Origin of the sequence: Rouxiella sp. WC2420 (assembly GCF_041200025.1) — a bacterium.
In the GTDB taxonomy this organism is placed as follows: Bacteria; Pseudomonadota; Gammaproteobacteria; order Enterobacterales; family Enterobacteriaceae; genus Rouxiella.
Genome location: NZ_CP165628.1, coordinates 975,965 through 997,487 on the forward strand (window position 1 = coordinate 975,965; position 21,523 = coordinate 997,487).

The 21,523-nt window shown below is 50.4% G+C and carries 20 protein-coding genes; 12 read left to right on the forward strand and 8 right to left on the reverse strand.

Annotated elements, in window-relative coordinates; translation table 11 throughout:
• Positions 1-298: 298 nt before the first annotated feature.
• From xni to queF, 3 genes are all read right to left on the reverse strand, one after another.
• Positions 299-1,054 (reverse strand): flap endonuclease Xni, encoded by a 756-nt coding sequence (gene xni, locus AB3G37_RS04580; protein WP_369789849.1) that lies wholly within the window; start codon positions 1,052-1,054, stop codon positions 299-301.
• 175 nt (positions 1,055-1,229) lie between these two features.
• Entirely contained in the window at positions 1,230-2,594 is a 1,365-nt protein-coding gene (ppnN, locus tag AB3G37_RS04585; RefSeq protein WP_009638338.1) for a nucleotide 5'-monophosphate nucleosidase PpnN, read from the reverse strand.
• Between the two features lie 127 nt (positions 2,595-2,721).
• Complete coding sequence (gene queF / locus AB3G37_RS04590; RefSeq protein WP_369789850.1) at positions 2,722-3,567, reverse strand: NADPH-dependent 7-cyano-7-deazaguanine reductase QueF; 846 nt, start codon at positions 3,565-3,567, stop codon at positions 2,722-2,724.
• A gap of 92 nt (positions 3,568-3,659) precedes the next feature.
• Here queF and syd point away from each other — a divergent pair, with 92 nt between their 5' ends.
• On the forward strand, positions 3,660-4,208 hold the full coding sequence (gene syd, locus AB3G37_RS04595; RefSeq protein ID WP_369789851.1) for a SecY-interacting protein: 549 nt from the start codon (positions 3,660-3,662) through the stop codon (positions 4,206-4,208).
• A 607-nt stretch (positions 4,209-4,815) separates the two neighbouring features.
• Here syd and AB3G37_RS04600 read toward each other — a convergent pair.
• Positions 4,816-6,063, reverse strand: coding sequence for an MFS transporter (locus AB3G37_RS04600; protein ID WP_369789852.1), 1,248 nt, complete (start codon positions 6,061-6,063; stop codon positions 4,816-4,818).
• Between the two features lie 214 nt (positions 6,064-6,277).
• Between AB3G37_RS04600 and AB3G37_RS04605 the strand changes: the two genes are divergently transcribed.
• From AB3G37_RS04605 to AB3G37_RS04615, 3 genes are read left to right on the forward strand one after another with little or no spacing between them, the layout of a single operon-like run.
• Entirely contained in the window at positions 6,278-6,592 is a 315-nt protein-coding gene (locus tag AB3G37_RS04605; protein ID WP_009638341.1) for a YqcC family protein, read from the forward strand.
• 1 nt (position 6,593) lies between these two features.
• A complete protein-coding gene (gene truC, locus AB3G37_RS04610) occupies positions 6,594-7,364 on the forward strand; it encodes a tRNA pseudouridine(65) synthase TruC (protein ID WP_369789853.1) in 771 nt (256 codons plus the stop codon).
• A gap of 32 nt (positions 7,365-7,396) precedes the next feature.
• Entirely contained in the window at positions 7,397-7,846 is a 450-nt protein-coding gene (locus AB3G37_RS04615; RefSeq protein WP_009638343.1) for a flavodoxin, read from the forward strand.
• Positions 7,847-7,986: 140 nt separating this feature from the next.
• On the opposite strand, the gene AB3G37_RS04620 is transcribed toward AB3G37_RS04615, so the two are convergent.
• The 4 genes from AB3G37_RS04620 to map form a co-directional block, all read right to left on the reverse strand.
• Positions 7,987-8,376 (reverse strand): DUF3461 family protein, encoded by a 390-nt coding sequence (locus AB3G37_RS04620; protein WP_009638344.1) that lies wholly within the window; start codon positions 8,374-8,376, stop codon positions 7,987-7,989.
• 95 nt (positions 8,377-8,471) lie between these two features.
• Positions 8,472-9,293, reverse strand: coding sequence for a 2,3,4,5-tetrahydropyridine-2,6-dicarboxylate N-succinyltransferase (gene dapD, locus AB3G37_RS04625; RefSeq protein ID WP_009638345.1), 822 nt, complete (start codon positions 9,291-9,293; stop codon positions 8,472-8,474).
• A gap of 57 nt (positions 9,294-9,350) precedes the next feature.
• Positions 9,351-12,047 (reverse strand): bifunctional uridylyltransferase/uridylyl-removing protein GlnD, encoded by a 2,697-nt coding sequence (gene glnD / locus AB3G37_RS04630; protein WP_369789854.1) that lies wholly within the window; start codon positions 12,045-12,047, stop codon positions 9,351-9,353.
• 91 nt (positions 12,048-12,138) lie between these two features.
• Positions 12,139-12,945: a type I methionyl aminopeptidase gene (gene map / locus AB3G37_RS04635; protein WP_369789855.1), complete on the reverse strand. Its 807-nt coding sequence runs from the start codon at positions 12,943-12,945 to the stop codon at positions 12,139-12,141.
• A 432-nt stretch (positions 12,946-13,377) separates the two neighbouring features.
• Here map and rpsB point away from each other — a divergent pair, with 432 nt between their 5' ends.
• The 8 genes from rpsB (at position 13,378) to rseP (ending at position 21,489) form a co-directional block, all read left to right on the forward strand.
• Positions 13,378-14,103 (forward strand): 30S ribosomal protein S2, encoded by a 726-nt coding sequence (gene rpsB, locus AB3G37_RS04640; protein ID WP_009638348.1) that lies wholly within the window; start codon positions 13,378-13,380, stop codon positions 14,101-14,103.
• Positions 14,104-14,375: 272 nt separating this feature from the next.
• Positions 14,376-15,227, forward strand: a complete 852-nt coding sequence (gene tsf / locus AB3G37_RS04645; protein ID WP_009638349.1) for a translation elongation factor Ts — start codon at positions 14,376-14,378, stop codon at positions 15,225-15,227.
• Positions 15,228-15,417: 190 nt separating this feature from the next.
• Positions 15,418-16,149 (forward strand): UMP kinase, encoded by a 732-nt coding sequence (gene pyrH, locus AB3G37_RS04650; protein WP_009638350.1) that lies wholly within the window; start codon positions 15,418-15,420, stop codon positions 16,147-16,149.
• Between the two features lie 91 nt (positions 16,150-16,240).
• A complete protein-coding gene (gene frr, locus AB3G37_RS04655; RefSeq protein ID WP_009638351.1) occupies positions 16,241-16,798 on the forward strand; it encodes a ribosome recycling factor in 558 nt (185 codons plus the stop codon).
• Positions 16,799-17,033: 235 nt separating this feature from the next.
• The gene (gene ispC / locus AB3G37_RS04660) at positions 17,034-18,230 is read left to right on the forward strand and encodes a 1-deoxy-D-xylulose-5-phosphate reductoisomerase (RefSeq protein WP_369789856.1); all 1,197 of its coding nucleotides are present in this window, start codon (positions 17,034-17,036) and stop codon (positions 18,228-18,230) included.
• Positions 18,231-18,471: 241 nt separating this feature from the next.
• Complete coding sequence (gene ispU, locus AB3G37_RS04665; RefSeq protein WP_009638353.1) at positions 18,472-19,230, forward strand: (2E,6E)-farnesyl-diphosphate-specific ditrans,polycis-undecaprenyl-diphosphate synthase; 759 nt, start codon at positions 18,472-18,474, stop codon at positions 19,228-19,230.
• Positions 19,231-19,239: 9 nt separating this feature from the next.
• Positions 19,240-20,088, forward strand: a complete 849-nt coding sequence (gene cdsA, locus AB3G37_RS04670; protein WP_009638354.1) for a phosphatidate cytidylyltransferase — start codon at positions 19,240-19,242, stop codon at positions 20,086-20,088.
• Between the two features lie 39 nt (positions 20,089-20,127).
• Complete coding sequence (gene rseP / locus AB3G37_RS04675) at positions 20,128-21,489, forward strand: sigma E protease regulator RseP (RefSeq protein ID WP_009638355.1); 1,362 nt, start codon at positions 20,128-20,130, stop codon at positions 21,487-21,489.
• The last annotated feature ends 34 nt before the right edge of the window (positions 21,490-21,523 follow it).

Here is a 21,523-nt window from a genome sequence, read left to right on the forward strand (position 1 = left end):
AGCTTAGAGGAATATTTTGTGTTCCTTGAAGCTGTGGCGGCGTTGGCTGCGTTTGTTCACCCCAGTCACTGACTTGTGTCAGCTCATCGGGATTCTCAAACTGGCCGCCTTGCTACAACTCCAATGGCTTAGAGGAATATTTTGTGTTCCTTGAAGCTGTAGCGGCGTTGTCTGCGTTTGCTCACCCCGGTCACTGACTTGTGTCAGCTCCCGGGGATTCTCAAACTAGCCGCCTTGCCACAGCTCCAATGACTTTGAGGATTGTACCTCTTCGCCCTTGAAGTTTCTAAATTACGGCTCAGCCTTTGAGCCGTAAATCTTGTAGATTTCCCTTCAAAATTACATCGGTTTGCAGCGTTGCGACGCGGCGGCTTATGAATGCCATTTCCTGATGTTCGCGCAGTTTCTTTTGCCACTTTTCTGGTATTTCATTCAGGTGCAGATACAGCTCTTCCAGCGTCGGATGCTGACTCAGCAAGGTTTCCGCGGCTTTTGGGCCAATACCGGCGACGCCCGGAATTTTACTGCTGCTGATACCTGCCAAACCCCAGTAGTCTGTTAGCTGGGTTGGAAGTACGCCGAAACTTGCCTGCACGAACGGCATGTCTAACCAGCGTTTCTGGAAGTAGTCACGTATTTGTACCTCGGGTGCGAGCAACTGGCAGTAGCCTTTATCGGTAGAAACAATCGTTACCTGATGACCAGCGCCAGCTACTTTGGCAGTAAGGGTGGCGGCGAGATCGTCCGCCTCTTGCCCCGCAGCGTGCCAGCAGGCAATTCCAATACTCTCAAAGCCGGCTTTTAATGCAGGCATTTCAGCAAACAAGTTTTCCGGCATTGGCGTTCGCCCTGCCTTGTAGTCTGGAAGGCACTGGTGTCGCCAGCTATCGTGGCGATCGTCCTCGTCGAATACAGCAACCGCGTGGGTTGGCTGAGTGTGCTGAATCAGCTGATTAACGGCGCTCTGGCAGGCAATGACGCAGGGTGATCCCTGTACGGCATGAATGCGCCTGATAAGATTTAGCGCGTCGATGATTAATAAGTGAATTTTCATACCGAGAGGGTATCAGTATTTCGGTTCGATGGCATCGGGGAAGTCGGTTTGCGCAAGCTTGCAGCGGGGAATTGCGAGAGGGCGCGCAATTTCACTTTTGCTTGGAGGTGCGGGATTTGTTGATATATTCACCCGCTTTTATAAGCGGATGAATATTAGAATAAAAGCATCAAGATCAGGAACATATCTCATAGCAAGGCACATAAGCCGTGCCAGGTAGTTTCATACGATGCTGAGCTACAAAACCTTGTAACAAGCTGTCCATCTTCTTCATCAGCAGCGGATCGCCATGCAGCTTGAACCGCCCGTTTTTTTGAATCGCGCGAATGCCCACTTCTTTGACATTACCGGCCACAATGCCCGAAAATGCGCGGCGTAAAGCGGCTGCCAGCTGCTCTGGTGGCTGGTTGAGATGCAGATTGAGATTAGCCATATTTTCATGGCTTGGCTCAAACGGCAGCTGCAAATCTGGCGCGATACGAATCGACCAGTTGAAGCTGTAAGCATCGCCACTGTTACGACGGTTTTCTTTCACCAACGGCATGGCGCGCTTGAGCTGCCTTGCCACCTCGGTCGGATCGTCAATAATAATGGTGTAATGCTTTTGCGCTTCGTCGCCCAGCGTTTCGCGGATAAACGCGTCGAGTACGGTGAAGTAGTCAGCGCTTTCTTTCGGACCGGTGAGGATCAGCGGCAGTACCTGATCGCTGTTGGCCGGATCCATCAGAATCCCCAGCAAATACAGCAACTCTTCCGCTGTGCCCACACCACCAGGGAATATGATGATGCCATGAGCAATACGCACAAAGGCCTCTAGACGTTTCTCGATATCTGGCATGATCACCAGCTCGTTTACCAGCGGGTTAGGCGGCTCGGCGGCAATGATTGACGGTTCGGTCATCCCGATGAAACGGCTGTTTTTATAGCGCTGCTGTGCGTGGCCGACAGCGGCGCCTTTCATCGGAGCTTCCATCGCGCCAGGACCGCATCCGGTACAGATATTCAGTTCGCGCAGACCCAACTGGCTACCGACGTTGCGTGCATACTGATATTCGATTTCGTTAATCGAATGGCCGCCCCAGCATACCACCATATTGGGGTCTTCATCCAGATGCAGGGTGCGGGCGTTGCGCAGGATGGAGAACACCAGGTTAGTTAGCTGGACCGAGTCCGTCAGGTCGAGATCCTGATAACGCCCTGCACTGCTGAGCTGCGCGTTAACGAACAGAATATCTCTCAACACGGCAAACAGGTTGGCCTGCAACGAGCGGATAATTCGCCCGTCGACAAACGCTTCTTCAGGCGGGTTTACCAGTTCAAGTTTTACGCCACGTTCGCGACGTAATACGTTGATATCAAAGCTTTCAAAGCGGTCCAGCAACTCTTTGCTGCTGTCAGTCTGACTGCCACTGTTGAGCACAGCCAAAGAACAATTACGGAAGAGGCGATATAAGTCGCTGCTCGCAGTGCGTTTGAGCATGTCCACTTCCAACTGAGACAACAAATCCATTGAGCCAAGTGGGCTGATATGTGTAATCAAAGTTGCTCCTTATTAACGCCGCGTTAATGATGTTTTGCGTGCTTGTTATTCTTTAACAGTAAACCTGTCCATAGGCTTTTACCATTGCTCGCCGACTGACAGCTCAGTTCTTGAACAAAGTGGGGCGTTATTGCCTGACAAGCCGCGCATTGGAAGGCTCAAACAGGAAATTCGCCCGCCATGGATTGATATCCAGACCGCCACGGCGGGTGTATCGTGCGTAAACTGCCAGGCGTGTTGGCTGGCAGAAGTGCAGCAGATCGTTAAAGATGCGCTCAACGCACTGCTCGTGGAATTCGTTATGATTTCGAAATGACACCAGATAACGCAGCAGGGCTTCGCGATCGATAGCCGGCCCGCGATACTGGATTTGCACCGAACCCCAATCGGGTTGATGGGTTATCAGGCAGTTGGATTTCAGCAAATGGCTGACCAGCGTTTCGTCGACTATTTTGTCACTGGTCGCATCAAGCAGATAATCGGTGCTGAAGGCATAATCTGTGATTTCAATATCTTGTGCGTCAATGCAAATCCCGGCGAAGCGGCCAATCGGCGCGCCCTCAACCTCACTCAAAGGACGCAGGACAACACTGACCTTACCCTGCGCACAGGCGCCTAGGTCGCTTTCCAAAGTACGTTGAACACTGGCCCAGTCATCAAATTTTGTCTGATTAAAGCTGTTGAGATAGAGTTTAAAGCTCTTGGACTCGATCAGGCTTGCGCTGTCTGCTTCCAGGCTGATTTCACCTACGGCGACCTGCGGCAAGCCCTTGGCGTTGAGCCATGACAGCTCGTACATCGTCCAGATATCTGCGCCGTGAAAAGGCAATGAATCTGGATACAAGCCAAGCGGCTCACGGTTCATGCTGCGAGGCACCGCCTGAAGCAGAGTGGCGTCATACTGATCGCGATAAGGTGTCGCTTTGCCGAGAGTCAGTTGAGAAAGAGCGGGGTTATCCTGATAGGAAGACATGCTGTCACCTTGATAAGAGATTGGTACAATAAAAAATAAATTGCGTTTGACCCTAGTTTAACGCACTGCTGACCCTGAAGATGAGAAAAAATATGGACCTTGAAGTTTCTGAAGCCCTGCGGGGGTTTACTCAGCGCTATGTTGACCTGTGGCAGCAGAAAACGGGCAATGCTCCTGGCAGTGAAGAACTCTTTGGCGTGGAGTCCTCGTGCACCATTAGCCGCAGTGATAATCAAGTTTTTTGGCTTCCTCGGCCTTTTACACCGCCGTCTGAACTTGCTAACGTTGAAAGAGCGCTTGATTTGAACCTGCGTCCGGAAGCTCATGCCTTTTATACCTCACAGTTTTCCGGTGATATGCATGCCAGCTATCTTAATCATACCTTTACCTTGGTTCAGGTCTGGAGTGAGGATGATTTTATCCGCCTACAGGAAAATTTAATTGGTCATTTGCTCACGCAAAAACGTCTCAAGCTTGAACCCACTGTTTTTCTGGCGACTACCGATTCGGAATTAATGCTACTCTCTTTAAGTAATTTAACCGGCGAAGTCATGCTGGAAGAGTTCGGCAGTAAAAAAAGAACGATCCTCTCGTCATCATTGTCCGAATTCCTTACAATGCTGGTCCCGCAAGTTCCCTGATTAAGTTTAAGGGAAATTTGGCTTACAACCTTGTGAGAGATCTCTTACAAACTCTGTAAGAGATCTCTTATATTTCCTGCTAATAATTTCCGTGTTAATTATAATATTAACCATAAAACATAAGCTTAACCTGTTTTGGCTCTCTTGGGGGGTATGTAAGGATAATGTAAGTCATACCGCTAGCCTTGTCACAAACCTCAAAATCGACGATTCTAAGTTTGTCGAAAGGAAGGCATGAGACAGAGCATTAGGATGATGACTGTTTCATAAAGAAGAGGACGACTCAGGAAGAGTCAGGATCGCATCGGATTATGCAAGGAAGTTTCAGGAAGAAACAAGGGACACCTCCAGGATGGAGATTGAGAGCCAAAACAGGAGTTTGGTGGGTCAGGAAGACTAAAGGATGAATGTCAGGATGACTAGGACGATACGTCAGGATGAAAGTTGGACGCTGCAAGGGATGGCTGGTTAGGATAACCACAGGACAAGTTTTCACGGATTGAGCAGGGAGCACACAGGTAGCTGGATTGCTATAAAACGAACCGGGGGTACTGTGCAAACAGTACCCCCAACTTTTTGGATTTTTCCTCGAGTTAATCCCCCGAGATTACCCAATAGCGCCAAGACTATCTTCTTTCTTGCCTTGCGTTTTTGGCAGCAGGAAAACAGTGGCAATGATATCCAGTAAATAAATAGCCGCCAGCAGGCTAATTGCCGCAGTGAAGGCGACCTTTGATGCCAGCATGCCAATCACTAACGGACCAAACCCCCCGACCCCACGCCCTAGATTAAATAACACGTTCTGCGCCGTAGCGCGCACGTTGACTGGGTAACTGTCAGAAATAAGGCCACCGTAGCCGCCAATCATGCCATTTACAAACAGGCCCATGATCGCACCGGCAAACAGCATCACTATTGGGTCGGTCAACTGCGCGTATACGATGACCATTATCACCGCGCCAACTTGATAAATCAGGAAAATTTTCCAGCGCGCAAAGCGATCGGAGAGCACGCCAAACAGCCAGACTCCGAGCGTCATACCGATTACGGTCACGGCAGTCCATAACCCAGATTTAGTCAGCGAAAAACCAAAGTTTTTGGAAAGGTAGCTAGGCATCCAAATCATCAGGCCGTAATAACCGAAGTTTTGCACGGAGGTGAGGATCAAAATGCCTAAACTACATTTTGTCGTCTCACTATCTTTAAAAAGCAGGCGCAGGCGTGCCATCAGCGATTCTTGCCTGGTTGATGCAGATTGTTTAATAAACTCTTCAGGTTCACCCATAGTTCTGCGGATCAGGAAAGAGAGCATTGCGGGCAGCAGTCCAACCAGAAACATTCCGCGCCAGCCGATCAAGCCCAGCAGCAGCGGGGTGAGGAACGCTGCCATCAGCACGCCCAACTGCCACCCCATACCAACATAGGCCGAGGCTCGATTGCGCTTTTCAACTGGCCAGGCTTCGGCAATCAGTGCCATGCCAATACCAAATTCTCCTCCCAGACCGACGCCAGCCAGCGTGCGGTAGGTCAGCAGATCCCAATAGCCCTGAGCCACGGCGCATAGTCCGGTGAACAGTGAGAACATCAAAATAGTAAAAGTGAGTACGCGGATACGGCCAAATCGATCGCTAATCGGTCCGAAAATGACGCCCCCGAGCACTGCGCCTATCAGCGTCCAGGTTACCAGCGATCCGCTTTGCGAAGCATCAAGGTGCAGCTCGCTGGCTATGGCCGGTAGCATAAAGCCCAAAATAAGTAGGTCAAAACCGTCCATCGCATAGCCGGAGACGGAGGCAATCATGGCTTTAACGGGGGTTGCGCGTTTTTTAATAGGTGTTATCGGTTTCGCAGGCATCTTTAAAGTCAGTTAATGTAAAGTGCGCCTATATTGCCCGTAGCTTTATTGCAGTACCAGTATGAAAAACTGATAGTTGATTGTTGGGGGCTATGCTTAATAAAAAGTTTTGCCCGTCGCGCAGAAATTTGGGGAGCCGCGCCTTCAGTGCTATGCTTTGCCCCTTTTACGCGCGCCCCTCCAACCCGCCCGTATGTAATGCAGAGAGTGATCGATGAGTACAGAAAACCAAGTCCGCGAGATATTGCAGGATATTGAGCAAGTTATGCGTGAACTGTCTCTATGGCAGCCGATGCCGCCTGAGCCAGATGCATTCGAAAGTAAAGAACCTTTTTCGGTAGATACCATGTCGGCCGAGCAGTGGTTGCAGTGGGTGTTGATCCCGCGCATGCACGCAATTCTGGCCGCCGAGGCGAGTTTACCGACCCGTTTTGCCATTACTCCTTATTATGAAATGGCTCTGCCCGATCAGATTCGCCTGCATAATGAGCTGCAACGCCTTGATGATTTACTGAACATAGAAGACTGACATGCTGGAAATTTTGTTTCAGGACGAGCATTTGATCGCGGTGAACAAGCCTGCGGGTATGCTGGTCCATCGTAGTTGGCTTGACCGGCATGAAACCGTTTTTGTGATGCAAACTCTGCGCGATCAGATTGGTCAGCACGTGTTTACCGTGCATCGTCTTGATAAACCGACCTCAGGCGTATTGTTGCTGGCATTGTCGAGCGAGGTTGCGCGTTTGCTTTCACAGCAGTTTGAACTTCACCAAATGAACAAGGTTTATCACGCCGTGGTGAGGGGTTACGTGATGGAAGATGGCACGGTCGATTACGCGCTGACTGAAGAGCAGGACAAAATTGCGGACAAGTTTGCGACTCAGGATAAACCGGCCCAGCCAGCAGTCAGCCATTATCGCGTATTGGCTCGAAAAGAGATGCCAGTAGCCATTGGCAAGTACGAAACTGCGCGCTATAGCCTGGTCGAGTTAACGCCGGAAACCGGGCGTAAGCATCAGTTGCGTCGTCATATGACGCATTTGCGGCATCCAATTATCGGCGATACGGCTCACGGTGACCTCAAGCAGAATCGCGGTATGGCACAGCATTTTGACTGTCCAGGATTGATGCTGCATGCCAGCCATATGCAGCTGGATCATCCGATTAGCGGCGAACCATTGACGATCACTGCGCCATGGGACAGCCGCTGGCAGCAGTTAGTAACACGCTTTGACTGGCTAGGCTGCGCGAGCGAGTTGGAAAGGGTTGAGTTTCCTGAGCAGGCGGGTCAGGATAGTTAACAATTCAGGATTCAATTAAGGGAGAAATCGGTATGGCTGAGATTGGTATTTTTGTAGGTACCGTTTACGGGAATGCGTTGTTGGTGGCGGAAGAAGCCGAAACACTGCTCAAGAAGCAGGGGCATCAGGTTAAAGTGTTTGAAGAAGGCACGTTGGAAGCCTGGCAATATTATCGCCATCATTACGTGTTAATCGTTACCTCAACCACTGGTCAGGCCGATTTACCCGACAGTATTGCACCTTTGTATGAGGCAATTCGCGATAAGATTGGCTATCAGCCCGAGCTGCGTTATGGCCTGATTGCGCTCGGCGACAGCAGCTATGATTTCTTCTGTGGCGGCGGTCATAAGATGGATGACATGCTGCAAGAGCAGGGGGCAAATCGCATGGGCGAGATGCTGGAAATCGATGCGATTGAACACCCAGAGCCAGAGTTGGTAGCACTGCCATGGGTTGAGAAATGGGCGACGCAAATCGTCTAATCTTGATCATCTTTCGAGCTTGTCTGCCTTCGTGCCCCCCAGTAACTGAATCGTGTGTCAGTTACTGGGGGTCACTGAGTTATCGCCTTCCTGCCCCTCGGAATCTTTGAGTCTTCATTCAAGAGTACGAAAGAAAATATTTATCGGCCGCTGGTCAGTTTTTCGAGGTCAGATTCAATCTCGGAAATCTTGTTGGCAACAACCGATTCCAGGTGACGCAGGTCATCGAGAATTTTGCGCTTAAGATCGACTTCAATTTGTTCGCGCTGGCAGATTTGGTCCAGCTCGTCGATGACATAGCGGAGATTGGGGCTAATCTCGTTAATCTCTTTGTAACCTTGTCCGGCATTGTCTGCGGCGATGGTTTTACGCTGACGCGGGTATTTGAATTTTACGCTTTTGGCAAAAAACTCACCTTTGTCTTTACGGAAGTAAATCTTGAGAATGTCGTTATTTGCTTCTTGACGCAGACTGTAGCGATCCACGTCATCAGGATTAGTGATCCCCAAGCCTTTCAGATTGTCATACATGCGGCACCTTCCTTTTATTGTTTAAACTTATCGTTTATACCAAAACGCCGAAAACACCTTAAAAAAAAGCGGGTTAATAAACCCGCCTCTCTAGTTTAGTCGATAGAGCGTAATAACTCATTAAGGCCGGTTTTGCCTAACGTTTTGGCATCAACCTTTTTAACGATCACTGCACAGTACAGGCTATATTTGCCATCTTTTGACGGCAGATTGCCTGAAACTACCACTGAACCTGCGGGAACGCGACCGTAATGGATTTCACCCGTTTCGCGGTCATAAATTTTGGTACTCTGGCCGATGTAAACGCCCATGGAAATCACACAGCCGTCTTCAACAATTACGCCTTCGACAATTTCTGAACGCGCGCCGATAAAGCAGTTGTCGCCGATGATGGTCGGGTTGGCCTGCAGTGGTTCCAGTACGCCGCCGATGCCTACGCCGCCAGAAAGGTGCACGTTTTTACCGATTTGCGCACATGAACCCACGGTAGCCCAGGTATCAACCATAGTGCCTTCATCCACGTAGGCGCCGATATTCACATATGACGGCATCAGAACCACGTTGCGTGCAATGAACGAACCTTTGCGCACGGCGGCGGGAGGCACTACGCGAAAGCCTTCACGTTTGAAGCGCGCTTCGTCATAGTCGGCAAATTTCATGGGTACTTTGTCGTAGAAACGGTTTTCCGCACCTTCCATCACTTCATTATCATTGATGCGGAAAGAGAGCAGTACCGCCTTTTTCAACCATTGATGGGTCACCCACTCGCCGTCAATCTTTTCGGCAACGCGCAGTTCGCCGCTGTCGATTTTATTGATAACCAGGTTAACCGCGTCGCGTGTTGCGTTGTCAACGTTAGCCGGAGTTATGTCGGCACGGCGCTCGAAGGCCTGTTCAATGACGGTTTGCAATTCCATACTATTCTCTTTATCTGCTAGTGATGTTGAAAGTAAAAAAGCCAAGCGTTATTTGTATCATATTTTGTCGAACGGATTGAGCACCTCGGTCAATCTTCGCTGAATTTCCCTGCGGGTTTGCTTGTCCAGCGCACGACGATCGCTGTTGGCTAAAATAAACAAATCCTCTACGCGCTCGCCGATGGTCGAAATCCTTGCGCCGTGCAGTGAAAGACCCAAATCTGAGAATACTTCCCCCACGCGTGCCAACAAGCCCGGTTGGTCCAGCGCGATTAGCTCCATGTAGGTTTTGCGATCAGTATGCGTTGGCAGGAAACTGACTTCGGTCGGCACGCTGAAATTGCGCAGCTTGGGCGACGGACGACGGGCACGAGGCGGCTGGTAGGCCTGAAGCATTGCCTGTTCCAGCGCGAAACGAGTAGTTTCGTGGCGGTCTTGCGTCAGCGGATTGCCGTCCGGTTCGAGCACGATAAAGGTGTCCATTGCCATGCCGTCGCGGTTGGTAAAGATCTGTGCATCGTGGATGCTCAGATTTCGCCTGTCCAGTTCCCCCGCCACGGCAGCAAAAAGATAAGGTTTGTCCGGGCTCCAGATAAAGATCTCGGTTCCGCCGCGCGTCGCCTGATGACTCACCAGCACCAGTGGTTTGGTGGAGTCGTGATCGAGCAAGTGGCGGGCGTGCCAGGCCAGCTGATTTGGCGTGTGACGCAGGAAGTAATCGGAACGGCAGCGGCTCCAGATATGATGCAACGCCTCTTCGTCGATATTGTCCATACGCAGCAGCGCCAAGGCCTGCAATCGATGATGGCGCACCCGCTCGCGCAGGTCCGGAGTATGTTGCGTGCCGCGACGCAGCTGTTTTTCAGTGGCGAAATACAGTTCGCGTATCAGGCTCTGCTTCCAGCTGTTCCACAGCGTTTCATTGGTCGCGCAGATATCTGCCACCGTCAGGCACACCAGGTAGCGCAGGCGGTTTTCAGTCTTCATCTCGGCTGCGAACTGCTGAATTTCAGTAGGATCCTGAATATCGCGACGTTGAGCGGTGACAGACATGAGTAAGTGACAGCGCACCAGCCACGAAACCAGCTGACTGTCTACGGAACTCAGCCCGTGCAGCTCGGCGAACTCTTGTGCATCGTGTGCACCCAGCACTGAGTGATCGCCGCCACGGCCTTTGGCAATGTCATGGAACAGCGCCGCCATCAGCAAAAGTTCTGGCTGCGGCAGGCGTGGGAACAGGTCGACACACAGTGGATGGCGCGGACGAGTATTTTCATCGGCGAAACTTTCCAGCTTTTGCAGCACGCGAACGGTATGTTCATCGACAGTGTAGGCATGGAACAAGTCGAACTGCATCTGGCCGACAATCAGGCCCCACTGCGGCATGTAGGCCCATAGCACGCTGTGGCGATGCATAGGCACCAGTGCTCGTGAAACGGCTCCCGGATGACGCAAAATAGCCATAAAAATTTCACGCGCTTCGGGGATCATGCACAGCGGCGTTTGCAAATGACGACGGGTGCGGCGCAGCAGGCGCACGGTGGTCGAATAAATGCCTTTGATTTCCCGATGGCGGACCATCAGGTAAAACATGCTGATAATCGCCTGCGGCTCGCGGTCAAACAGTGTTTCGTCGCGAACGTCGATAAGGTCGCCGCGCAGCTGGAAGTTGTGGTCCAGCGGGCGCGGTTTTTCATTTGGCCCGATAGCCAAAATCGCCTCATCAAACAGTTGCAGCAGCATCTGATTCAGCTCGCCGACGCGGCGGGTCATGCGGTAGAAGTCTTTCATCATCCGCTCGACCGGCTCATTGCCTTCACCCTGATATTGCAAAAGTTGAGCAACGTTGAGCTGACGATCAAACAGCAGGCGGTTATCGTAGCGGTTGAGGATCAGATGCAGCGCAAAACGGATACGCCACAGGAAACTCTGACATTCGTTTATTTCATTGCGCTCGGCCTTGGTCAGGAAGCCGAAACTGACCATTTCGTCCAGCGACGTGGCACCAAAGTGGCGACGCGCAACCCATAAAAGGGTGTGGATATCACGCAGGCCGCCGGGGCTGCTTTTTATATCCGGCTCGAGGTTATAGCTGGTGCCGTGGTAGCGCTGATGGCGTTCATTCTGCTCGGCGATTTTCGCCCGGAAGAAGGTTGGAGAGGGCCAAAAACCGTCGCTGAAGATGTGCTTTTGCATATTCAAAAACAGAGCGACATCGCCGCAAATCAGGCGCGATTCAATCAGGTTGGTAGCAACGGTAAGGTCTGCCAGGCCTTCCAGCAAACATTCTTCCAACGTGCGCACGCTGTGGCCAACTTCAAGCTTGAGGTCCCACAGCAGGGTAATCAGTTCACCAATGCGCTGCGCCTGATCTTCGTTAAGACGTTTCTGGCTGAGGACCAGCACGTCAATGTCTGAAAGCGGATGCAGCTCACCGCGACCATAGCCGCCAACGGCCACCATTGCAGTTTCAGGAATTTTATCAAAACCATAGAAGATCCACAGTCGTTGCAGCATCTGATCGATATACAGCGCCCGAGCGGCAACCAGCTCCTCGACGCGTTGCCCGCAGTTAAACGCGTCGGCCAGCCAAAGCTGGAATTCATCCATGTGCTGTTTCAGCGATTGGCGATCCAGCTCGTTATCTTTATATGTTGAGGGCGAAGCGGGTTTGTCAGGGAATGCGCGGGTAATCTCGACCGGCAGGGGCAAGGCTAGATGGATAAGATTTTTAGACAGAAATGAATCAGACATAAGTGCGTAGCCCTGCATTGATGTAAATAGACGACAAGACACTATGATAAAAAAGCCGACTTTTGCGCCGGCTTCGAAATTTTTTCAAGACTTAGTTTGCTGCTGTAGTCTCGTGAACCAGAATGTTTGGCAGCGTTTCATCTTTACGCAGCGTCATGATTTCACAGCCGTTCTCAGTGACAACCAGAGTGTGCTCGTACTGTGCCGACAGGCTGCGGTCTTGCGTCTTCACCGTCCAGCCGTCTTTCATGGTGCGGATACGGAAACCACCGACGTTTACCATCGGCTCGATGGTGAAAGCCATGCCAGCCTGCAGCACCACGCCACCGTCATCGCCATCATAGTGCAAGACCTGTGGTTCTTCATGGAAGCCTTCGCCGATGCCGTGTCCGCAGTAATCGCGAACCACAGAGAACTTCTCGGCTTCAACGAACTGCTGAATTGCTTTGCCCAGCGTACGCAGTCGGATACCCGGTTTGACCATTTTCAGCGCCAGATACAAGCTTTCTTGCGTTACACGGCACAGGCGCGCGCCCAGAATGGTTGGCTTGCCGACGATAAACATGGTTGAGGTATCACCATGAAAACCGTCTTTGATGACCGTGACGTCAATGTTGACGATATCACCGTCTTTGAGAAGACGTTCGTCGCTTGGAATACCGTGACATACCACTTCATTGATCGAGATACACACTGACTTCGGAAAGCCGTGGTAACCCAGGCAGGCAGGGATGGCCTGCTGATTCACAGTGATATGCTCGTGACAGATGCGGTCAAGTTCAGCCGTGCTGACGCCGGGTTTAATGTGCGGTTCGACGATCTCCAGCACTTCGGCAGCCAGGCGGCCAGCGACGCGCATTTTTTCGATGTCTTGAGGTGTTTTGATTGAAATTGCCATGAATGAATCCTGCGGGTGTCATGTTTTTGACGACCTTTGCTAAAACAGCCTTTCTTTATGCCTGCCGGTCGACAATAATATTAGATGGGCTCATGGTATCAGCCCTGTTCTGAGCTGCCAAATTATCATTCTTCCGCCGCGCTTTTGTTTAAGTTTAGTTGGTTTCTGGTCCGAATTTATGGTATAAAGCGCGCCGGCAATCACTGTATTGTCTTTGCAGAAAGACTCAGGTCTAGTTGCAGCAGGCAAAAAGTGGATGAGCCAAACACTCACTCATTTGTGTACTTATTCGTTTAATAAGTAATAACACACACGTATCGACACCTGCGCCGGGGTGCTCTGGAATTGCTGTCTGACGATGGCTTTTTACGGGGTCGGTTGCACGGGATACGTGGAGGCATAACCCCAAACATTTACTATAGAGGTTTTATCATGGCAACTGTTTCCATGCGCGACATGCTCAAGGCCGGTGTTCACTTCGGTCACCAGACCCGTTACTGGAACCCGAAAATGAAGCCATTCATCTTCGGCGCACGTAACAAGGTTCACATCATCAACCTTGAGAAGACTGTACCAATGTTCAACGAAGCTCTGGCTGAGTTGACCAAGATCTCTTCCCGTAAAGGTAAGATCCTGTTCGTTGGTACCAAGCGCGCAGCAAGCGAAGCGGTAAAAGACGCTGCACACAACTGCGATCAGTTCTTCGTGAACCATCGCTGGTTGGGCGGTATGCTGACTAACTGGAAAACCGTTCGTCAGTCAATCAAGCGTTTGAAAGATCTGGAAATTCAATCACAAGACGGCACTTTCGAAAAGCTGACCAAAAAAGAAGCTCTGATGCGTACTCGCGAGCTTGCGAAGCTGGAAAATAGCCTGGGCGGTATCAAGGATATGGGTGGTCTTCCTGATGCACTGTTTGTTGTCGATGCCGACCACGAACACATTGCAATCAAAGAAGCTAACAACCTGGGTATCCCGGTATTCGCTATTGTTGATACCAACTCCGATCCGGATGGCGTTGACTTCGTTATCCCTGGTAACGATGACGCAATCCGTGCAGTGAATCTGTACCTGAGCGCCGTTGCTGCCACTGTTCGTGAAGGCCGTTCTCAAGACTTGGCTGTTCAGGCAGAAGAAAGCTTCGTAGAAGCTGAATAATAAGGACGGCTCCGATATACCCAATAGATTTCAAGGTGCAGGAAGGCGGCAACTGAACGAATCCCCCGGAATTTACATCAGTAAATGACTGGGGTGAGCGAGGGCAGCCAACGCACATGCAGATTGAAAGATGATGGGTATGCAGCCCTTATTAACCAGGTATTGAATATGTTGGTTAGGGGGCCTTAATTGGCCCCCTTTGCTTATCTTAAATGCGAGAAATATCCTACTGCAAAACGACTTTTTGCACTGGGATAATCGAGGAAACTACAATGGCTGATATTACCGCTGCCCTGGTAAAAGAACTGCGCGAACGTACTGGCGCTGGCATGATGGACTGCAAAAAAGCTTTGGTTGAAGCTAACGGCGACATCGAGCTGTCTATCGAAAACATGCGTAAATCTGGCGCGATCAAAGCTGCTAAGAAAGCAGGCAACGTAGCTGCTGACGGCGTGATTAAAACCAAAATCGAAGGCAACTACGGTCTGATCCTTGAAGTTAACTGCCAGACCGACTTCGTTGCTAAAGATGGTGGTTTCCAGGCTTTCGCTGAAAAAGTGCTGGATGCTGCTTTCGCTGGCAAAATCACTGACGTTGAAGTATTGAAAGCACAGTTCGAAGAAGAGCGCGTTGCTTTGGTTGCCAAAATCGGTGAGAACATCAACATTCGCCGTATCGCTTCTCTGGAAGGCGACGTTCTGGGTAGCTACCTGCACGGTGCTCGCATCGGTGTTCTGGTTTCTGCTACTGGTGCCGATGAAGAGCTGGTTAAGCAAATCGCTATGCACGTTGCTGCAAGCAAGCCAGAGTTCGTTAAGCCAGAAGACGTTTCTGCAGAAGTTGTAGAAAAAGAGTACCAGGTTCAGCTGGACATCGCACTGCAGTCTGGCAAGCCTAAAGAAATCGCAGAGAAAATGGTTGAAGGCCGCATGAAGAAATTCACCGGCGAAGTTTCTCTGACTGGTCAGCCTTTCGTTATCGAACCAAGCAAAACTGTTGCTCAGGTTCTGAAAGAGCACAACGCTGACGTTGTTAACTTCATCCGCTTTGAAGTGGGCGAAGGCATCCAGAAAGCCGAGACTGATTTTGCTGCAGAAGTTGCTGCAATGAGCAAACAGTCTTAATGCTGGATTGATGCAAAAAATGGAACCGCTGCAATTGGCGGTTCCGTTTTATCCAGCCTTGAAATATCCAGGGGTTCAACCCTTTAGCAGTTATGTCAGACTGTAGTTTTTGTCTGATAACATCACAGGATTTGTGATGCAAAAAAAACGACCATCCCATTACGACACATTGCTTCTTAGGACAGACACCATGGCTACCAATGCGAAACCCGTTTATCAGCGTATCCTGCTAAAACTCAGTGGCGAAGCCCTGCAAGGCAGTGAAGGTTTTGGTATCGATGCGAGCGTTTTGGATCGCATGGCACAGGAAGTTAAAGAACTGGTTGAGCTGGGCATCCAGGTGGGTGTCGTGATTGGCGGCGGGAACCTGTTCCGTGGTGCCGGTCTTGCTCAGGCAGGAATGAACCGCGTGGTGGGCGATCACATGGGAATGCTGGCCACAGTTATGAATGGTCTGGCAATGCGTGATGCACTGCACCGTGCCTATGTGAATGCGCGCCTGATGTCGGCAATTCCGCTTAACGGCGTTTGCGACAATTACAGCTGGGCCGAAGCAATCAGCCTGCTGCGTAATAACCGTGTCGTGATTTTTGCAGCCGGTACTGGCAACCCATTCTTTACTACCGATTCTGCGGCCTGTTTGCGCGGGATTGAAATTGAAGCCGACGTGGTTCTGAAAGCGACTAAAGTTGACGGTGTGTTCTCTGCCGATCCGGTTAAACACCCAGACGCGACCATGTTCGACCACCTGACTTATACTGACGTGTTGGATAAAGAATTGAAAGTCATGGACCTTGCCGCCTTTACGCTGGCTCGTGACCATAATCTGCCAATTCGTGTTTTCAATATGAACAAACCAGGCGCACTGCGCCGCGTGGTTATGGGCGAAAACGAAGGTACGCTGATTTCCAAAGGCGAATAACCTGCTGTTGTCCCAGACGACCATTTTGAATATTCACGGACTATACTAAGACTATGGTCTGCCTAGTAATCTGTTTCCAAAGGTTCGCAACGTGATAAATGACATCAGAAAAGATGCTGAAGTTCGCATGGGCAAATGCGTTGAAGCATTCGAAAACAACATCAGCAAAATCCGCACCGGCCGTGCACAGCCGAGCATCCTCGATGGTATTCAGGTTGATTACTACGGTTCAAAAACTCCGCTGCGCCAGTTGGCGAACGTAGTCGTAGAAGATGCTCGTACTCTGGCAGTCACCGTGTTTGACCGCTCTATCAGCGCTGCTGTAGAAAAGGCCATCATGACTTCAGATTTGGGTCTGAACCCAATGTCTGCTGGCAGCACCATCCGCGTTCCACTGCCTCCACTGACTGAAGAGCGTCGTAAAGATCTGATCAAGATCGTACGTGGCGAAGCAGAGCAGGGCCGTGTTTCAGTGCGTAACGTGCGCCGTGATGCCAACGACAAAGTGAAAGCTTTGTTGAAAGACAAAGAAATCAGTGAAGATGAAGATCGCCGTTCTCAAGACGATATTCAGAAAATGACTGATGTCTTCATCAAGTCAATCGACAAATCTCTGAGTGATAAAGAAGCCGAATTGCTGGATTTCTAATCATTGCGCAGGCAGTTTACGAAGCGTCGCTTAAGCGGCGCTTAATTTTTTTTAAATCGGCATTTCTCCTAAAACTCCCATACTTAATTGTAAATTAAGAATTTATCAATAAAATGGGCAGCATTCCCTCGTAGTGAACCACAGCATTTGGTGCTTAAATCTGATAGACAAGCGGCCCGATGAGTAACAGACTGTGTCACTTCCGATAATGACTATCGCTATACTGAGTACCTTCATGAAGCAACTGACTATTCTTGGCTCCACGGGTTCTGTAGGCACCAGCACACTTTCGGTTGTGCGCTCTAATCCCGATGCCTTTAGTGTTCGTGCGCTGGTCGCCGGAAATAATGTTCAGGTAATGGCTGAGCAATGCCTCGAGTTTTCCCCGCAATATGCTTCGATGGGCGATGAGACGTCTGCAGCAGCACTGCGCCTTGTTCTGCAGGAGCAGGGGAGTAAAACCGAGGTTCTTTCCGGCGTTAACGCCGCCTGCGAACTTGCAGCGCTGGATGATGTCAGCCAGGTTATGTCGGCTATTGTTGGAGCAGCAGGACTCCTGCCAACGCTGGCGGCAGTAAAAGCCGGTAAACGCGTATTGCTGGCAAATAAAGAATCCCTGGTAACTTGTGGTCGCATCTTTATGGATGCGGTACGTGAAAGCCAAAGTCAGCTATTACCGATCGACAGCGAACACAATGCTATTTTCCAGAGCCTGCCCGAAAAGGTGCAGCAGCAGATGGGCTATGCCTCACTGGAAGAAAACGGTGTATCGCGCATTATTCTGACCGGCTCAGGCGGTCCGTTCCGTGAACTTCCATTGGCAGAGTTTGACGCCGTGACGCCGGAACGCGCCTGTGCACACCCAAACTGGTCAATGGGCCGTAAAATTTCCGTCGACTCTGCCACCATGATGAATAAGGGGCTGGAGTATATTGAGGCGCGCTGGCTGTTTAATGCTTCTGCGGAACAGATGGAAGTGATCATTCATCCTCAATCGATGATTCACTCGATGGTTCGCTACATTGATGGTAGCGTGCTGGCACAGCTGGGTTCTCCGGACATGCGCACGCCAATCGCTCATGCGATGGCTTATCCTGCGCGAGTTTCAGCAGGCGTCCAACCACTGGATTTCTGCAAGATGGGGGCGTTAACGTTTAGCGAGCCAGATTATGTTCGCTATCCGTGCCTGAAGTTGGCGATTGACGCGAGTCGTACTGGCCAGTCTGCCACTACGACGCTGAATGCCGCCAATGAAGTCTCGGTTGCGGCCTTCCTCGCAGGGCAGATTCGCTTCGGTGACATTGCCAGACTGAATCAGCAAGTATTGGAAAAACCATTGCCTGCAGAACCTAGCTGCGTAGAAGAGGTTTTAGAGATAGACCGTTCTGCCAGAGACAGCGCATTCTTGTTATTAAAGACATTTACTCTGTAAAATTATGCGTCATTGGTTGAGGCTGTTTGTTCGAACAACGTTGAAATGATATAGTCTGCGCCTCCTGACAACGTATAATTGTGTTTCATGGCAATACATATTTATTTTTAGCACGTTGGTAGTCAGGTGAAGCCGTGCCTGTTGGGTTCACGGCTTTTTTACGCGCACGCTCCATCATGCACGCGAATGCAGGGTTTCAGGTGACGTCGTTAATTCTAGCTGAAGGAAAAGAGTAGGGGTTATGTCGCTCGAAAATCAACAAATGACTGATACAACTTGTCTGCTACCGCGCCATGTAGCCATCATTATGGATGGGAATGGCCGTTGGGCTAAACGCCAGGGAAAAATGCGAGTCTTTGGTCATAAAGCGGGAGTAAAGTCCGTACGTAAAGCGGTTAGCTTTGCTGCAAGCCATCATTTAGATGCGCTCACGCTTTATGCCTTCAGCAGTGAGAACTGGAATCGCCCAATTCAGGAAGTTTCTGCGTTGATGCAGCTTTTTATTCGCGCCTTGAACAGCGAAGTGAAAAGCCTGCATAAACATAATGTTCGCTTGCGGGTGATTGGCGATGTCAGCCGCTTTAGCTCGCGTCTGCAGGACATGATCCGCAAGTCTGAAACGCTGACACAAAACAATGATGGCCTGACTCTTAACATTGCCGCCAATTACGGTGGACGTTGGGATATCATTGAAGGCGTAAAGAAGCTGGCAGGTCAGGTTGAAGCTGGTACACTTCGGGCGGACCAAATCACGGAAGAGGCACTGGATGCTTCAGTTTGTATGAGTGAGTTGGCACCTGTTGACCTGGTGATCAGAACCGGTGGGGAACATCGTATCAGTAATTTCCTGCTTTGGCAGATAGCCTATGCGGAACTTTACTTTACTGACGTCCTCTGGCCTGATTTTGATGAAATTGTCTTTGAAGGTGCGCTGAATGCTTTTGCACAACGCGAGCGTCGCTTCGGGGGGACTACACCTATCGGCGCCGATGCGTCCTAGGGAGAACTTTTGCTGAAGTATCGCATTATTACAGCTTTGATTTTGATTCCTCTGGTCATTGCTGCGCTATTTTTATTACCGCCTGTCGGTTTTACCGTCGTTACTATTGTCGTCAGTATGTTGGCTGCCTGGGAATGGGGACAATTTGCCGGATACAAGTCACGAACTCAGCGTGTATGGTTGGCTATTCTTTGCGGGTTTGTATTAACTGCCATGATGTTGAGTCTTCCTGCCTATCAACAGTCGGTTCACCTGCTGCAAATCAGCGGTTCACTGTGGCTGGGGTTGGCCTGGTGGATACTGGCGCTTGTGCTGGTTGTTTCATATCCCGGCTCTGCTGCGGCATGGCGGAATTCGCGTGCGCTTAAACTGATTTTCGGTTTATTGACCATTGTTCCCTTCTTCTGGGGCATGCTGTCGCTGCGCCTTTATGGCTATGCAGAAAATCATTACAGCGGTGCGTGGTGGTTGCTGTACGTGATGCTGTTAGTATGGGGTGCAGATTCCGGCGCTTACTTGTTTGGTAAGCTGTTTGGCAAACACAAGCTGGCGCCTAAAGTATCACCGGGTAAAACCTGGGAAGGTCTGGTTGGGGGTCTGTTGACCTCTGCAGTGATATCTTGGCTGTTTGGGCGCTATGCGCCGTTGAACGTAGTTCCTGTAACCCTGTTGATTTGTTCTGTGATTGCCGCTTTAGCCTCTGTTCTTGGTGATTTAACCGAAAGCATGTTCAAGCGTGAAGCAGGGATTAAAGACAGTGGTAATTTAATACCTGGCCACGGCGGGATTATGGATCGTATTGACAGTTTAACTGCTGCGGTGCCGGTTTTTGCCTGTCTGATGCTGTTGGTGTATTAATCTTCTGCCAGCGGCAGTTTTTAAGGGAAAGTTAGGATTATGATGAACATACTCTGGAGCCTGGCCGCCTTTATCGTTGCATTGGGGGTGCTTATCACCGTGCACGAATTTGGCCATTTCTGGGTTGCTCGTCGCTGCGGTGTACACGTTGAACGTTTCTCGGTCGGTTTTGGTAAGGCGCTGTTGCGTCGAACCGACAAACAGGGAACTGAATACGTTTTGGCCCTGATCCCGCTGGGCGGCTATGTCAAAATGCTCGATGAGCGTGTTGAAGCGGTCGCCCCGGAACTTCTTCATAAATCCTTCAATAACAAAGCCGTCTGGCAGCGCGCGGCCATTATCAGCGCGGGCCCCATCGCCAACTTCATTTTCGCTGTTTTCGCCTACTGGTTAGTATTTATTATCGGCGTTCCCAGCGTGCGTCCGGTTGTCGGCGAAATTACGCCGCAATCCGTTGCTGCACAATCCAATATTTTACCGGGCATGGAACTTAAGTCAGTTGCCGGTATCGAAACGCCTGATTGGGAATCTGTTCGCATGGCGTTGATTGGCGAAATTGGAGATGCGAAAACGACCATCGGAGTTGCGCCGTTTGGCTCATCTCAGTCCCAGGTGGTTGAAAAGCAACTTGATCTCGACGCCTGGCATTTTGACCCGGAAAAACAGGATCCTGTCGTTGCCCTGGGGATCATTCCTCGTGGGCCTCAGATAGTGCCTGTTCTGGCTCAGATACAGGCTGACTCTGCTGCGCAGAAGGCTGGTTTGCAAGCCGGAGACAGGATCGTTAAAGTTGATGGTCAGGTTTTGGTAAGTTGGCAAGCTTTTGCGCTTCAGGTACGCGATAATCCTGGCAAATCGATGGTATTAGACGTCGAGCGCAACGGACAACCTTTGAACTTAACGCTGATACCAGACACTAAATCAGTGGGTAAAGGGCAGGTGCAGGGTTTTGCCGGGGTAGTACCAAAAATTATCCCACTGCCTGACGAGTATAAAACGATTCGCCAGTATGGGCCGTTGGAAGCGTTATCCGAGGCTGGGGATAAAACCTGGCAACTGATGAAGTTAACGGTCAATATGCTGGGCAAGTTAATAACCGGCGATGTGAAGCTGAATAATCTGAGTGGCCCTATCTCCATTGCACAGGGCGCAGGTTTGTCAGCTGAATACGGATTTGTTTACTACCTTATGTTTTTGGCATTGATAAGTGTCAATCTCGGTATTATCAATCTGTTCCCATTACCGGTGTTAGATGGTGGTCACCTGCTGTTTCTGGCAATAGAAAAGCTCAAGGGTGGGCCAGTTTCCGAGCGAGTTCAGGACTTCAGTTACCGCATTGGCTCAGTTTTGCTGGTGTTGTTGATGGGGCTTGCACTTTTCAATGATTTCTCCCGTCTTTAAGGCGGGGATTAGGTTAGGAAGACGCATAACAACG

Excerpts from the sequence above, each read along its gene's own strand:
- xni (WP_369789849.1), bottom strand. The coding sequence starts at position 1,054 with ATGAAAATTCACTTATTAATCATCGACGCGCTAAATCTTATCAGGCGC.
- queF (WP_369789850.1), bottom strand. The coding sequence starts at position 3,567 with ATGTCTTCCTATCAGGATAACCCCGCTCTTTCTCAACTGACTCTCGGC.
- syd (WP_369789851.1), top strand. The coding sequence starts at position 3,660 with ATGGACCTTGAAGTTTCTGAAGCCCTGCGGGGGTTTACTCAGCGCTAT.
- AB3G37_RS04600 (WP_369789852.1), bottom strand. The coding sequence starts at position 6,063 with ATGCCTGCGAAACCGATAACACCTATTAAAAAACGCGCAACCCCCGTT.
- AB3G37_RS04605 (WP_009638341.1), top strand. The coding sequence starts at position 6,278 with ATGAGTACAGAAAACCAAGTCCGCGAGATATTGCAGGATATTGAGCAA.
- truC (WP_369789853.1), top strand. The coding sequence starts at position 6,594 with ATGCTGGAAATTTTGTTTCAGGACGAGCATTTGATCGCGGTGAACAAG.
- AB3G37_RS04615 (WP_009638343.1), top strand. The coding sequence starts at position 7,397 with ATGGCTGAGATTGGTATTTTTGTAGGTACCGTTTACGGGAATGCGTTG.
- AB3G37_RS04620 (WP_009638344.1), bottom strand. The coding sequence starts at position 8,376 with ATGTATGACAATCTGAAAGGCTTGGGGATCACTAATCCTGATGACGTG.
- dapD (WP_009638345.1), bottom strand. The coding sequence starts at position 9,293 with ATGGAATTGCAAACCGTCATTGAACAGGCCTTCGAGCGCCGTGCCGAC.
- glnD (WP_369789854.1), bottom strand. The coding sequence starts at position 12,047 with ATGTCTGATTCATTTCTGTCTAAAAATCTTATCCATCTAGCCTTGCCC.
- map (WP_369789855.1), bottom strand. The coding sequence starts at position 12,945 with ATGGCAATTTCAATCAAAACACCTCAAGACATCGAAAAAATGCGCGTC.
- rpsB (WP_009638348.1), top strand. The coding sequence starts at position 13,378 with ATGGCAACTGTTTCCATGCGCGACATGCTCAAGGCCGGTGTTCACTTC.
- tsf (WP_009638349.1), top strand. The coding sequence starts at position 14,376 with ATGGCTGATATTACCGCTGCCCTGGTAAAAGAACTGCGCGAACGTACT.
- pyrH (WP_009638350.1), top strand. The coding sequence starts at position 15,418 with ATGGCTACCAATGCGAAACCCGTTTATCAGCGTATCCTGCTAAAACTC.
- ispC (WP_369789856.1), top strand. The coding sequence starts at position 17,034 with ATGAAGCAACTGACTATTCTTGGCTCCACGGGTTCTGTAGGCACCAGC.
- ispU (WP_009638353.1), top strand. The coding sequence starts at position 18,472 with ATGTCGCTCGAAAATCAACAAATGACTGATACAACTTGTCTGCTACCG.
- rseP (WP_009638355.1), top strand. The coding sequence starts at position 20,128 with ATGATGAACATACTCTGGAGCCTGGCCGCCTTTATCGTTGCATTGGGG.